At 70.4% G+C, this 13,928-nt stretch carries 12 protein-coding genes; 9 read left to right on the top strand and 3 right to left on the bottom strand.

Annotated features, from left to right (window positions below; translation table 11 throughout):
* Nucleotides 1–53 precede the first annotated feature (53 nt).
* The gene (locus ACIO3P_RS01825) at nt 54–911 is read right to left on the bottom strand and encodes a hypothetical protein (protein ID WP_401849863.1); all 858 of its coding nucleotides are present in this window, start codon (nt 909–911) and stop codon (nt 54–56) included.
* 590 nt (nt 912–1,501) lie between these two features.
* Between ACIO3P_RS01825 and ACIO3P_RS01820 the strand changes: the two genes are divergently transcribed.
* Nucleotides 1,502–2,113 carry a hypothetical protein gene (locus tag ACIO3P_RS01820; protein WP_401849862.1) on the top strand — a complete coding sequence of 204 codons (612 nt, stop codon included), beginning with the start codon at nt 1,502–1,504 and terminating at the stop codon, nt 2,111–2,113.
* Between the two features lie 102 nt (nt 2,114–2,215).
* Here ACIO3P_RS01820 and ACIO3P_RS01815 read toward each other — a convergent pair whose 3' ends face one another.
* The gene (locus tag ACIO3P_RS01815) at nt 2,216–3,052 is read right to left on the bottom strand and encodes an NAD(P)H-binding protein (RefSeq protein ID WP_329822615.1); all 837 of its coding nucleotides are present in this window, start codon (nt 3,050–3,052) and stop codon (nt 2,216–2,218) included.
* 82 nt (nt 3,053–3,134) lie between these two features.
* Here ACIO3P_RS01815 and ACIO3P_RS01810 point away from each other — a divergent pair, with 82 nt between their 5' ends.
* Complete coding sequence (locus ACIO3P_RS01810; protein WP_401849861.1) at nt 3,135–4,148, top strand: cupin domain-containing protein; 1,014 nt, start codon at nt 3,135–3,137, stop codon at nt 4,146–4,148.
* Here ACIO3P_RS01810 and ACIO3P_RS01805 read toward each other — a convergent pair.
* On the bottom strand, nt 4,138–5,127 hold the full coding sequence (locus ACIO3P_RS01805) for an NAD(P)-dependent alcohol dehydrogenase (RefSeq protein WP_401849860.1): 990 nt from the start codon (nt 5,125–5,127) through the stop codon (nt 4,138–4,140). The two genes, ACIO3P_RS01810 and ACIO3P_RS01805, sit on opposite strands and share 11 nt — an antisense overlap.
* A gap of 105 nt (nt 5,128–5,232) precedes the next feature.
* On the opposite strand from ACIO3P_RS01805, the gene ACIO3P_RS01800 reads away from it, so the two are divergent.
* From ACIO3P_RS01800 to ACIO3P_RS01770, 7 genes are all read left to right on the top strand, one after another.
* A complete protein-coding gene (locus tag ACIO3P_RS01800) occupies nt 5,233–6,198 on the top strand; it encodes an AraC family transcriptional regulator (protein ID WP_329822612.1) in 966 nt (321 codons plus the stop codon).
* A 137-nt stretch (nt 6,199–6,335) separates the two neighbouring features.
* Complete coding sequence (locus ACIO3P_RS01795; RefSeq protein ID WP_329822611.1) at nt 6,336–7,391, top strand: LacI family DNA-binding transcriptional regulator; 1,056 nt, start codon at nt 6,336–6,338, stop codon at nt 7,389–7,391.
* Nucleotides 7,392–7,741: 350 nt separating this feature from the next.
* Complete coding sequence (locus ACIO3P_RS01790; RefSeq protein WP_401849858.1) at nt 7,742–8,986, top strand: sugar ABC transporter substrate-binding protein; 1,245 nt, start codon at nt 7,742–7,744, stop codon at nt 8,984–8,986.
* A 5-nt stretch (nt 8,987–8,991) separates the two neighbouring features.
* Complete coding sequence (locus ACIO3P_RS01785) at nt 8,992–9,984, top strand: carbohydrate ABC transporter permease (protein ID WP_401849857.1); 993 nt, start codon at nt 8,992–8,994, stop codon at nt 9,982–9,984.
* Complete coding sequence (locus ACIO3P_RS01780) at nt 9,981–10,901, top strand: carbohydrate ABC transporter permease (RefSeq protein ID WP_401849856.1); 921 nt, start codon at nt 9,981–9,983, stop codon at nt 10,899–10,901. Before ACIO3P_RS01785 ends, ACIO3P_RS01780 begins: the two co-directional genes overlap by 4 nt.
* A 75-nt stretch (nt 10,902–10,976) precedes the next feature.
* Nucleotides 10,977–12,179, top strand: a complete 1,203-nt coding sequence (locus ACIO3P_RS01775; RefSeq protein ID WP_401849854.1) for a glycoside hydrolase family 1 protein — start codon at nt 10,977–10,979, stop codon at nt 12,177–12,179.
* 205 nt (nt 12,180–12,384) lie between these two features.
* Nucleotides 12,385–13,857 carry a glucoamylase family protein gene (locus tag ACIO3P_RS01770; RefSeq protein ID WP_401849853.1) on the top strand — a complete coding sequence of 491 codons (1,473 nt, stop codon included), beginning with the start codon at nt 12,385–12,387 and terminating at the stop codon, nt 13,855–13,857.
* Nucleotides 13,858–13,928 lie beyond the last annotated feature (71 nt).

Raw genomic sequence — 13,928 nt, 5'->3', positions numbered from 1 at the left:
GCGATGAGAGGGGCATGCGTCCGCATCTTGCCGCATGTCTCTCCTTTCGGGGCTCAGCTGCTGAGGTCAACCACGCCCCACGCGGTGAACGGCTCGGCCTGGACGTAGATCCTGCTTCCTCGGCTGACGGCGCGGCGGCGGCCGGGCAGGTGGCCGCCGGGCAGGGTGAGCAGGCCGACGTCCGTTGGCTCGACGGATGCTTCGGTGAGCTCTCCGCGGGTGAGCCGGTCCACCTCTTCGCCGTAGCCGCCGTAGAAGGCGACCCGCTCGCCGTGGATGGCCACTGCCTTGGCGCCCCGTACCTGGTTCGGCCACACCCTCACGGGCCGGTCGGGGCGTATCTCGACGAGCGGGAAGTCGGTGTACGTGCACGCCCAGGCGGTGGTGCCCGACACGTTCAGGGCGTAGCAGTCGAAGAGGCCAGGGATGCTTGCGCCGTCGGACGTCCAGTAGATGTGGCCTGTGGGGCTCCAGCGGCGGATTCCGGCCGGGTTTTCGTCGAAGTGCCCGACCCAGATGTGGCCGGCCTCGTCCACGAGCATGTGCTCGATGGCGTCCCCGACGGAGAAGGAGGAGGCCTCGCGGCCGAGCGCGTCGAAGACCTGGACCTGGTCCGCGTCCTCGTACCGGCGGGCGCGGGATGCTGCGACGACGAACCCGCCGTCAGGCAGGCGGTCCAGGCGCGGCCAGCGGGCCCGCACGGCGCTCAGCTCGGTGAGTTCGACGTCGCCGCCCGGATGGACGGAGACGACCAGCGCGTCGAAGGGCAGGGCATCGCCGCCGAGCTGCGGAGCGCGGTCGGCAAGCAGCCAGTGGGCGGTGCCGAAGACGTCGACGGTGCTGGTCAGGACGTGGTGGGCGTGGTGCGCTCGGGGAAGGTGGGCGTAGGGAACGAGGGCAGTCTTCTGCACGGGCGGGCTCTCCTGGGTGGGCGGTCACGGCGTTCGGGCGCTGCGGTGAGCGGCGGCGGTGCGCGAGCGGTGGAGAGCGAAGCGGGCCGCCTAGAAGGCATGGCCCTTTCTGGTGGTCATGAGGTGATCATCGTCGATGTGTGGCCCCCGTGCCAAACCCTTTCGGTCCAGCGCTCACGCCGTCTGTGACCCCACCCGCTCAGCCTCGACGAGGGCCAACCCGCCCGCCAACTCGAATACCCAGCGCGACAAGTCCAGTGCTCATTGGACAGATGCAGTGCACGCTCGCACGTCCCTAAACCGGCTTGGCGTGGGGAGCTACAGACGACCCGTGATCGATTGATGTTCGGCAACAACTCGGAATAGGCGAGAGAAGAGCCGGCGGGCGTCATCCACCGGGCGTCACGGCACACCACACCCATGGCAACGGCCCTCGGCGTACGAATTTCTCTTTTCGGACAGATTCGACTGATGCGCGGTGGTTTCCGGCCGGGAGTCCCGGCAGCGGCGTGGTCCCCGTCGCGTACTGCTCATCCTGGTGCCCGGCCCGTCCGTGTGCGGGCGGGTTCCTTCACACAGGGGAGTTGGCGATGGGGGTACGCGTACGGGCCTGGGCGCGCGCGGTGGCCGGGGCGGTGTTCGCCGCGGCGCTGGTGGCCGCCGGACCGGTGGGGAACGCGGCGGCCGCGGACTGGCGGGACGAGCCGGGGATGCTGGAAGTCGTGCACATGCCGCCGGACGTCCTGCCCTGGTACGGAGGCTCGACGGGGCGAGGCTGGGACAACTACACGCCCTGTCTGTCGGACTGGGCGTTCGAGCCGCCCGAGGAGAACGTCTGGAGAGGGCACTTCCAGACCTCGGAGACGGCTTCCGCCTACCAGAGGGTGATCGCGTTCCCGACGGAGACCGAAGCCGTGGCGTTCGCCGGGGCGGCCCGGCAGCAGTACGCGGGGTGCGCGGACCGCCAGACCTACCCCGGCTACGTCGTCACGGCCTACGACCACGGATCGGTCGATGTCGAGGAAGGCGCCACCGTAGGGGGTGTCGGCGTGGTGGACGGCAGCCGGTACCACAACTACCTCTACGGGGTGGGCCGGGACGGGGACACCGTGACCCTGGTCGAGTGGGAGAGCAACTGGACCACCCCGGACCCCACCGCGTTCAAGGAAACCGTCCGCGCGGCCGTCGACCGGCTCTACTGAGCCCGCCGCTCTCCCGGCCGTACGGTGAAGGGTCCGGGCCGAGCGGGACGGTTCGCCGGATCCCGGGCAGGGCCATGGCTTCTCGACCGGCCGCCGGAGGGGTCATGGCCGCCAGGCTCCCGCTGCCGCGGCCCGCACGACGTAGTCCTCGAAGGTCCGGGGCGCGCGCCCCAGCAGGGTGGCGATACCGTCCGTCGCTTCGGCGAGCACCCCGCGCTCCATCAGCTCGAACATCGCGGAGACGTGGTGGGCGTCGTCCTCGCCCCAGCCCTCCTCGACCAGCGCCGCGGTGTACTCGGCGGGGGAAACCTGCCGGTAGGTGATGGGCTGCCCGGAGGCCCGGGAGATCAGCGCGACGGCCTCGGCCCAGGTCAGCGCGCGCGGCCCGGTCAGTTCGTAGATCCGCCCGGCGTGCCGGCCGGGCTCGGTCAGTACCGTGGCCGCGGCGTCGGCGACGTCCTCCAGGTCGATGAACGGCTCGGGGACCGAACCGGCCGGGAGCTCCAACTCGCCGGCGACCAGCGGGGCGTGGAAGATGTCCTCGTCGAAGTTCTGGTTGAAGTTCGAGGCGCGCAGAACGGTCCACTCCAGCGCCGAGCCGCGCACGGCCTCCTCGGCCGAGCGCATGTCCAGCCCGAACGTGGAGTCGCCCCAGGTGTCGGCGCCGTGCCCGGAGAGCAGGACCAGACGCCGTACGCCGGCGGCCTCGGCCCGCGCCACGAACGCGTGCACCGGTCCGGGCACGGACGGGGGCACCACGTAGGCGGTGGTGACGCCCCGCAGGACCGCATCCCAGCCGTCGGGGTCGGACCAGTCGAAGCGGGTACGGCTGGATCGGGAGGCGGCGCGGACCTGCGTGCCGTGCAGCCGCAACCGGGCGGCGACCCGCCGGCCGGTCTTGCCGGTGGCGCCGAGGACAAGGGTGGTTTCGTTGCTCATGCCGATGATTCAACGGCACCCGCTCGGACGAATCCATGGGTGAGAAGCCGGATCGCATGTGCCATCGTCTAACCTCGGCGGAATGGACGCGTTCGGTGACCTCTTCCGCGGGATGCGGGCCCACGGCTCGCTGTTCGGCAGCTCGACCCTGTCCCCGCCCTGGGCGCTGCACTTCGTGGACGGCGCGCCACTGACGTTGTGCACCGTCCTCGGCGGGGCGGGCTGGATCGTGCCGGAGCACCGCCCGCCCGAACACCTCAGCGCCGGCGAGACGGTCATCGTGCGGGGCCCCGATCCGTTCACCTTCGTCGACGAGATCGGCACCCGGGCCGAACCGATCGCGTGCGGCGAGCACTGCGCGACGCCCGAGCAGGGCGGGACCCGGCACCGGCTCGGCTGGAGCGACACCTGCGGCGGCTCCGGTGACGGTGCGACGACGCTGATCGTCGGCGCCTACCCGGTGCGCGGCGAGATCAGCCGCAGGCTGCTGGACGCGCTGCCCGTCGTCCTGCGGGTGGCTTCCGGCGGCGGGGCCGACCCCGTGATGGACCACCTCGCCGCCGAGGCCGCCGCCGACACCCCGGGCCAACAGGTGGTCCTGGACCGGCTGCTGGACTGGCTGCTGGTCTGCGCGATACGCGAGTACTTCGACCGGCCCGGCGGCCGGCCCCCGGCCTGGTACGCCGCCCAGCGGGACCCGGTGGTCGGCGACGCGCTGCGCCTGCTGCACGCCGAACCGGCGGCGCCCTGGAAGATCTCCTCGCTGGCCGACCGGACCGGGGTGTCGCGTTCCACACTGGCTAAGCGGTTCGCCGACCTGGTCGGCGAACCACCGCTGACCTACCTCACCCGCTGGCGCATGACCCTCGCGGCGGACCTGCTGGCCGAGCGCGAGGCGGCGACCGTCGCCGAGATCGGCCGCGCGGTGGGCTACTCCGACGCGTTCGCGTTCAGCGCGGCGTTCAAACGGATCCGAGGCGTCAGCCCGAGCGAGTTCCGGCGCACCGGTACGGTCGCTCCCGAGGGCCCGACCGTACCGACCAGCCCGACCGGCCCGAGCGGCCCGCCTCTGCGGGAGGAGGCCGTCAGTGGCTGATGACGACCTTGCCGAAGCGTGATCCCTTCTCGAAGTGGGAGAACGCGTCCGGCGTCTCGTCGAACGGGAAGACACGGTCGACCACGGGCCGTAGCTGATGCCGGCTGATGACCCGGTTCATCTGCTCGAAGTCGCTCCGGCTGCCGACCGTGATCGCCCTGAGCGTCGCGCCGCGCTGGAAGAACCGCGTCAGGTCCATGCCGCCGCCCGAGGCGAGGTTGCCGACGAGGGAGATGCGCCCGCCCTCGGTGATGGCGGCGATCGACTGGGAGATCGTTCCGGCCCCGCCGATCTCGACCACGAGATCGGCACCGCGGCCGCCGGTGAGCGCCCGTACCTGGGCACCCCACTCGGGTGTGCTGACGTAGTCGACGACGTCGGACGCGCCGAGAGCGCCGAGGCGCCGGGCCTTTTCGGCACTGGACGTCGTGGCCAGCACGCGTGCGCCGGCCAGGCGGGCGAACTGCAGCGCGAAGACGGAGACGCCGCCCGATCCCTGGACGAGCAGCACATCGCCCGCACCGACCCCGGACACGGCCGACCACGCCGTGAGCGCGGCGCACGGAAGCGTGGCCGCTTCCTCGAAGGACAGATGCTCCGGCACACCGACCACGCTCTGTTCGTCGACGGCGATGTACTCGGTGAGCCATCCGTCGCGTTGCACCCCGTACAGCTCACCCCACTTGGCGAACGCACCGTAGAGCCAGGTCGGGTGGAACGTGCTCATGACGCGGTCCCCGACGCGGAACCGGGAGACCCCGTCCCCGACCGCCTCGACGATGCCCGCGCCGTCGGAGAGCGGGATACGCCCCGGAGGCGTAGGGACCGGATACGTTCCGTTCGCGATGCGCAGATCGCGTGCGTTGAGCGAGCTGGCCTTCACCCGTACGAGCACCTCGCCCGCCGACGGAACCGGCACCGGACGCTCCACCGGGGCGACGACCGGGCCACCGTCACCATTCACCTGAAATGTCTGCACAGCTTGTCCTTCGTCCGTGGATCCGACCTCTTCACGGTAGGACCGGGACGCTGGACGGAATGTATTCTCGCGTCCAGGATTTGGTGCACATCGTCCAGGAGAAGCATGGATCCGATCGACGGCCTCCTCACCACGATGAAGATCGAGAACTCTCGGTACGTACGGGTGGAGGCACACGCGCCGTGGGGTATCTCGTTCCCTCCCCGGCACCTCGCCCGGCTGGTGCTGATCTCCCGCGGATCCTGCTGGCTGACCGCGGGCCCCCTCGACCGGCCCCTCCGTCTGAAGACGAACGACTGCTTCCTGGTCCGGGCGGGCGTGGACTTCACGCTCCAGGACGAGACGGGCAGCGATGTCGTCGACTGCGACGGAGTGTTCGCCCAAGCGTCCGGCAACTCGGCGCGGGCCGGGGGCGACGGCGAGCTGACCGAGATCATCTCCAGCCGGTTCGCTTTCGACGCCGTGGCGTCCGAGGCGTTGTTCGCCCTCCTGCCGCCGTTGTTCCGGCTGAGCCTGGACGACACGGCCGGCCAACTCCTGCGTGCCACGTTCGACCTCATCGCACAGGAGAGCGCGGCGAGCGGGATCGGCGCCGGCTTCGTCATGAGCCGGCTGTCCGACGTGCTGTTCGTCCAGGCGCTGCGCGCCTGTTGTGCGGAGGCGGGCGGCGGCACCATCGGGTGGCTCGCCGCGCTGCGGGAGCCACGGCTCTCCGTCGCCATGCGGGAGATGCACGCGGACCTGGCCCATCCGTGGACGGTCGACGCACTCGCACGCAAGGCGGGGATGTCACGCTCGGCGTTCGCCGCCTTGTTCAAGGAGAAGGCGGGGGACACGCCGCTGGCCTATCTCGCGTCGTGGCGCATGCACCGGGTGAAGACCCTCCTGCGGGAGACACCGCTGAGTGTTCAGGAGATCGCCGTCAGAGTCGGCTATGACACCGGCACCGCGCTGAGCCGTGCGTTTCTGCGCAGGGAGGGCGTCGCCCCCGGAGCCTGGCGGCACTGCGCGGACAAGAGTGCCCTGTCCGGAACCCGACGCTCCCAGGCCGGGGACATGCCGTCGGGCTGAGGTGCGCTGCCGCGCCGCGCGGGGTGGTCTTGCTCGCCGTACGACCGGCGATCTAGGATGAATGCGCTTTCATAGCGGTTCGGTGACAGGCACCAGCGCGTACCCGGGTACGGCGGAAGAAGCGGACGGTCGGTCGAGTGAGCGCCCCCACGGTTTACGACGTCGCCGAGCGGTCGGACGTCTCCATCGCCACGGTCTCGCGGGTCTACCGCAACCCCGGATCGGTGCGGGCCAAGACCCGTGAGCGGGTTCTGGAGGCGGCCCGCGAGCTGGGTTACGTACCCAGTGGGAGCGCCAGGGGCCTGGCCAGCCGTACCACCGGTGTGCTCGGCCTCTGCTTCCCCGACTACGCCGATCCCGACGCCGAGGCCGACGCGGAGGCGGAGGGTGACGCCGACGACGCGGTGATGCTCTACTCCGACCAGATCATCCGCGGCATGGAGCGGGCGGCGCGGCGGCACGGTTACGCGCTGCTGATCGCCGCGTCGCTGGAGGGCGGCCCCGAGAGCCTGGTCGCGAAGGTCGCGGGGCGGGTCGACGGCTTCGCCGTCCTCGCGCGGACCGTACCGACCGAGGACCTCGAAGTGATTTCGAGCCGGCTGCCGATCGTGATGCTCGCCGGGCCGCGCGAGATCGACCACCTGGACCACATCATGGTCGCCAACGCCGACGGCGAGCGGGCGCTCGCCCGCCATCTCATCGAGGACCACGGGCTGCGCCGGCTCGCGTTCGTCGGCGGCGATGTCGACTCCCCGGACGCGGAGGCCAGGTTCTCCGGCTTCCGGGACGCGTGCGGGGAGGCCGGACTGCCGGTGCCGGACGCGCCCGACCTGCGGGTCGGGATGATGACCCGGGCCGAGGGCGCGCGGGCCGCCGAGGCGCTGCTGGACCGGGCGGGCGACCGGCCGGAGGCGATGCTCTTCGCGAACGACCAGATGGCGGTGGGTGCGCTGCGCGCACTGGACCGGCGTGGTGTGCGGGTCCCCGAGGACATCGCGGTGACCGGGTTCGACGGGATTCCGCTGGGCCGGATCGTGCAACCGGCGCTGACCACCGTACGGCAGCCGATCCGCCACCTCGGCGAGCAGGCGGTGGAGTTGCTGGTCCAGCGGCTGGCCGACGGAAACCGGGCCCCGGTCTCGCTGACGCTGCCGGTCTCCCTCGTCCGGCGCGCGAGCTGCGGCTGCGGCTGACGGAGCCGCGGCACCCCGGCCGAGCAGCCGGGTCCCCCCGCTGCTTCCCGTCGGCCACCTGTCCCGCCGCTTCCCCCGCCGCTTTCCGTCGGCACCTGTTCCGCCGCTTCCCGGTGGCGCCCGCCTGCCTCTGGTGACGCCCATCGCCTGGCGATGCCCCCCCGCCTCCCAGCGGTGTGTGGCGGTCGGCCGCGTCGCCGCGCTCCGTGTGCTCGGTGTCCGCCGAGTGTTCTTCACGTTGCACGAGTGTGACCCAGCGGCCTCTTGCATATTTCCGGCCACTTGGCGCAGAGTGATGTATGCGCTTACAGGCAGCGCATACATTCGGATTGCTCAAGGAGGAGCCCTCCATGTCCCGTACCGCCAGAACCGTCTCGGCCGGTATCGCAGTCGCTCTCGCCTTCGGCATCACCGCATGCGGCGGGTCGGGTGGCGGTGACGTCGCCGCGGACGCGAAGCAGACGATCACCGTCTGGGCCATGGGGGCCGAGGGCGAGAAGCTCGCGGAGGTGGCCGAGGAGTACACCGAGGCCCACCCGAACGTCACCGTCAAGGTGACTCCGGTCGGCTGGGACGTCGCCCACCAGAAGCTGGTCTCCGCGGCAGCCGCCGGCACCCTGCCGGACGTGGCGCAGATGGGGGGCAGTTACCTGGGCGAGTTCGCGGAACTCGGTGTACTGGAGCCGGTCGACACCAAGACCTTCGACGAGAAGGACTTCTTCCCCTCCGGCTGGCGGCAGGGCGAGGTGGACGGCCAGGCGTACGGCGTGCCGTGGTACGTCGACACCCGCGTCCTCTACTACCGCACCGACCTGGCCGAGAAGGCCGGGATCGACAAGGCCCCGGCCACCTGGAAGGAGTTGCGGGACCTCGCCACCGCGTACCAGCAGAAGGCCGGCACCAGGTGGGGCCTGTCCATCCAGCCCAGCGGCCTGGACACCGTGCAGAACTTCTACTCCTTCCTCTACTCGGCCGGCGGCGAGATCGTCGACGACAAGGGCGAGGCCGCCATCGACAGCCCCCAGGCCGTCAAGGCGCTCAAGGAGTACGGCTCGTACTTCGACAAGGGGTTGTCGAACAAGTCCGTGCAGCCGGGCTACGACGTGACGAAGGACTTCGGCAACGGCCGGGTCCCGATGTTCTTCGGGGGACCCTGGCACGTCACCCTGCTGAACGAGGGCCAGCCGCAGATCGCGGGCAAGTGGGCGGTGGCCAACGTGCCCGCCGACGCGTCCTCCGTCTCGATGGCCGGCGGTTCCTCCCTGGTGATCTCGAAGGACAGCGAGCACAAGGCCGCGGCGACGCGCTTCATCACGTACCTGACGGACACCAAGGGCCAGGCCGACTGGTACAAGCGCACCAAGGACCTGCCGGCCAACACCTCCGCCTGGACGTCCGGCGACCTCGCCGACGACACGAACCTCCAGGTCTTCAAGAAGCAGATGGACACCGCCAAGTCCGCCCCGTCGCTGGCCGCGTGGACCGAGATCACCGACAAGGTCGACCAGGCCATCGCCAAGGTGACGCAGGGCAAGGCGTCCGCCGAGGACGCGCTGAAGACCGCGCAGTCCCAGATCGAAGAGCTCGTGAAGTAGGCGCCATGAGCACCACGACCGGAAAGGCCGCACGGACGGCCCAGGTACGGGCCGGGACGGGGGCGCCCGCGGCCCCGTCCGGCGGGCCCGGGGGGTCGCGAAGGCGCCGGAAGTCCTCGATGGGTGTGCAGAACGTGGCCGGCTGGCTGTTCTCCACCCCCTTCCTGGTTCTCTTCCTCGTCTTCATGGCGGCCCCGATCCTCGCCACGCTGGCGATGAGCTTCACCGACTTCGGGCTGCGCAATGTCACACGTCCGCTGGACGCGGAGTTCATCGGCTTCGAGAACTACGTCAAGCTCTTCGGCGACGACAAGTTCCTCACGTCGCTCTTCAACACGGCGTACTTCGTGGTCGTCGGTGTCCCGCTGACGGTCCTCCTCGGACTGGTCGTCGCGGTCCTGCTGAACAACGGCATCGACCGGGCACGCACCTTCTTCCGCGTCGGCTTCTACGCCCCGGTGGTCACCACCATCGTCGCGGTCGCCGTGGTCTGGCGGTTCGTGCTCGATCCGAGCGACGGGCTCGTCGCGGGTCTCCTCTCCGAAGTGGGCCTCACCGCACCGGACTTCCTCGGCTCCGAGGCCCTCGCCATGCCCTCGATGATCGCGATGGCGGTCTGGCGCAACATGGGCACGGTCATGGTGCTCCTCATCGCCGGGCTCCAGGCGGTCCCCACCGAGGTACGGGAGGCGGCGCGGCTGGACGGCGCCGGGACGTGGCAGGAGTTCCGCCGGATCACCGTCCCGCTGCTGCGGCCCACCCTGCTCTACGCCACGGTCATCACCACCATCGGCTACCTCAACGTGTTCGAGGAGCCGTTCGTGATGACGCAAGGTGGACCCTCGGACTCCACACTCACCGTGTCGCTGAACATGTACCGCGAGGGCTTCAACTTCTTCCACATGGGCTATGCGAGCGCCATGGCGTATGTCCTCTTCGTAGTGATCATGGGCATCACGGTGCTGCAGCTCCGACTGCTGAAGGACAACACGAAATGAGCGCCACCAGTGCACCGGGCGCCGTGGCGACGGCGCCGTCACAGCCCGGGCCCCCCGAGCGGGACCGGCCGGGCCCACCCTCCGGCCGCCGTCCCCGGTCCGTGAAGCGCCTCCTGGTCTACGTGCTGCTCACACTCGGCCTGCTCGTCATGTCGGCGCCGTTCCTGTGGATGGCCCTGTCCGCCTTCAAGACCCCCGGCGAGCTGACCGCCAGCCCGCCCGTATGGATCCCGACCGAGTGGACCCTGGACAACTTCCGGGATCTGCTCGACAAGCTCGACCTGCCGCTCCACTTCATGAACTCGGTGATCGTGGCGGTCCTCGTGACCGTGTCGAACCTGGTGTTCTGCTCCATGCTCGGGTACGCCCTGGCCAAGCTGAACTTCGCCGGCCGCGACAAGATCTTCGGGCTGGTGCTCGGCGCCCTGATGGTGCCCGGCAACCTGATGCTGCTCCCGCTCTTCGTGCTGATGAGCAAGATGCGTCTGATCGACTCGTACGCCGCACTGGTGCTGCCGTTCGCCGCCGGAGCCTTCGGGGTCTTCCTGATGCGGCAGTTCATGCAGTCGATCCCGGACGAGCTGCTGGAAGCCGCCCGGATGGACGGCGCCGGTGAGTGGTACATCTTCTGGCGGATCGTGATGCCCCTGGTCAAGCCCGCCCTGGCGACGCTTTCGATCTTCACGTTCCTGGGCTCCTGGAACAACTTCGTCTGGCCGCTCATCGCGACCAACGATCCCGACAAGTACACCCTGCCGGTCGCCCTGGCCACGTTCGCCACCGACCCCAACAAGGCGGGCGGCTCGAACGGCATGCTGATGGCCGGCTCCTTCCTGATCGTGCTGCCGGTCCTGGTGGTGTTCATCGCCCTCCAGCGGCACTTCACGCAGGGCATCGCCACGGCGGGCATGAAGTAGCCCTTCCGCGCACCCACTTGTACGTTCCCGCGCCACCCTTCTCACACCCTCCACGCACCGGAAAGACATTTCGCGATGACGCACACCCAAGTCCCGTTCCCCGAAGGCTTCCTGTGGGGCGCCTCCACGGCCGCCCACCAGATCGAGGGCAACAACACCAACAGTGACTGGTGGGTCAAGGAACACACCGCGGGCACCCACATCCAGGAGCCCAGCCTGGACGCCTGCGACAGTTACCACCGCTGGCGCGAGGACATGGACGTGCTGGCCGGACTCGGCTTCACCGACTACCGCTTCTCCATCGAGTGGGCGCGCATCGAACCGGCCGAGGGCCGGTTCTCCCACGCCGAACTCGCCCACTACCGCCGCATGGTCGAGGGCGCCGTCGAACGCGGCCTGCGCCCGATGGTCACCCTCCACCACTTCACCGTGCCGCAGTGGTTCGAGGAGCGCGGCGGCTTCACCGCCGAGGGCGCCACCGAACTCTTCGCCCGGTACGTCGCCGCCTGCGCGCCCGTCATCGCCGAGGGCGTCGGCCACGTCTGCACCATCAACGAGCCCAACATGATCGCCGTCATGGCGGGCCAGGCCAAGCGCGGCGACATCGGCTTCCCGCCCGCCGGGCTGCCGACCCCGGACGAGGAGACCACCCACGCCGTGATCGCCGCGCACCACGCGGCCGTCAAGGAGGTCAGGGCGATCAACCCGGACATCCAGGTCGGCTGGACCATCGCCAACCAGGTCTACCAGGCGCTGCCGGGCGCCGAAGACGTCACCGCGGCCTACCGGCACCCCCGCGAGGACATCTTCATCGAGGCCGCCCGCGGCGACGACTGGATCGGCGTGCAGTCCTACACCCGGACCAGGATCGGCGCCGACGGCCCGATCCCCACCGCCGACGACGCCGAGCGCACCCTCACGCAGTGGGAGTACTACCCGTCGGCGGTGGGCCACGCGCTGCGCCACACCGCCGAGGTCGCCGGCCCCGGCATGCCGCTGATCGTCACCGAGAACGGCATCGCGACCCAGGACGACGCCCGCCGGATCGACTACTACACCGGCGCGCTGAACGAGGTCGCCGCCGCCCTCCAGGACGGCCTGCGCATCGAGGGCTACCTCGCCTGGAGCGCGCTGGACAACTACGAATGGGGCTCCTACAAGCCCACGTTCGGCCTGATCGGCTGGGACCCGGAGACCTTCGAGCGGCTGCCCAAGCCGTCCGCCACCTGGCTGGGCGCGATGGGCCGTACCCGCACACTCCCTCGGACCGCCGGCTGACTTGGGCCCACCGACCGGGAGCCGCCGCCGTACGGCTCCCGCCCGTGCGGGGACCGGTGCCACCTGACAGTCACCGGTCCCCGTACGGCTCCGCACGGCACGGCCCGGGCCGCCGCACGCTCGCATCCCATCCCATCCCATCCCATCGCACCGCGCACGCCACGGAACTTCTCCGTCCCCTTCTGCCACCAGGAGCTGGATCGTCATGGACCGTCGTACGTTTCTCACCGCCACCGGGAGCGGAGCCGCCGCTCTCTCCCTCGGCGCCGCCTCCGCCCCTGCCGCACTCGCCGCCCCTGCCGCGCGGAACGCCGCCGCGCCCGATCTGCTGCGCTGGTTCCGCGACACCTACCGCTCCATCGAGGTGATGACCACCGACCTCGGTCTCGCCGTCGACAAGATCGACCTCAGCGGTGCGGGCGGTCCCGTACTCTCCCGCCAGACCTCGCCGACCAACATCGGCTGCGGCCTCTGGTCGACCGTCGCCGCCGCCGGCCTCGGCGTGATCGACGGCACCACCATGGAACGCCGCCTGGCCCGCACGGTACGAGCCGTCGAGAAGCTGGAGCGCCCCCACGGCTTCTGGCTCAACTGGTACGACGCGCACGACGGTTCCGTCCTGACCGAGTGGCCGGGAACAGGCGCCCCGGTCCGCCCCTTCCTCTCCTCCGTCGACAACGCCTGGCTGATCACCGGACTGCGCATCGCCGCCGACGCCGCGCCCGCGCTGCGCCCCCGGATCGCCCGCCTGCTGGCCACGGCCGACTGGTCGTACTACTACACCCCGTACGACCCCGCCGACCCCGTCGCCGGACCGGGGCAACTGCGCGGTGGCTTCTGGACCGACACCGAGGAGCCGACGGCCCACCACTACGGCGCCCTCAACACCGAGCCCCGTATGGCGAGTTACCTCGGCATCGCGGACGGTTCACTGCCCGCGGACCACTACTGGCACCTGCTGCGCACCATGCTCCCGGAGCACGAGCAGGAACAGCGCCCGGGGGGCGGTCACACGGTCATCGACGGTGTGCGCGTCTGGCAGGGGCACTACACACACCGCGGCCGCGCGCTCGTCCCGAGCTGGGGCGGTTCGATGTTCGAGGCGCTGATGGTGCCGCTGTTCGTCCCGGAGCCTGAGTGGTCGCCGCGCTCCTGGGGCCTCACCCACCACCGGTACGTCCGCGGCCAGATCGAACACGGCCTGGAAGAGGCGCGGTACGGCTACTGGGGCTTCTCCCCGGCCAACATCCCCGAGGGCGGGTACCAGGAGTACGGGGTCGACGCGCTCGGCATGCAGGTCGACGGATACGCCTCCAACACCGACCGGACGTACACCACGGACGGCGCGCCGCTTCCGCCGCCGTCCGCGTTCACCAACGGGGTGGTCACCCCGCACGCCTCCTTCCTCGCCCTGCCGTACGCGCCCCGCGAGGCGATCGCCAACCTGCACGCGCTGGACCGCGACTTCGGCGCGTACCACGACGGCTACGGCTTCCGTGACTCCGTCAACGTCTCCACCGGCCGGGTCAGCGACTTCGTCCTGGCGCTCGACCAGGGCATGATCGCGGCGGCGCTGGCACAGGCGATCCGGCCCGGCCTCCTGCAGCGCCCTTTCCGTACAGGCGGTTTCCACACCCGGGTGCGTCCGCTGCTCGCGAAGGAGCGGTTCTCCATCTGACGCGTCCGACGCGTCTGACGCGTGCGAACCCGGACGGGGAGCCCCCGGTCGCCGAATCCTTCCGGCGACCG

Source organism: Streptomyces sp. NPDC087310 (assembly GCF_044744405.1).
GTDB lineage: Bacteria > Actinomycetota > Actinomycetes > Streptomycetales > Streptomycetaceae > Streptomyces.
Note: the sequence above shows the minus strand (reverse complement) of the source record. Positions and strands in the feature narration are given on the sequence as shown.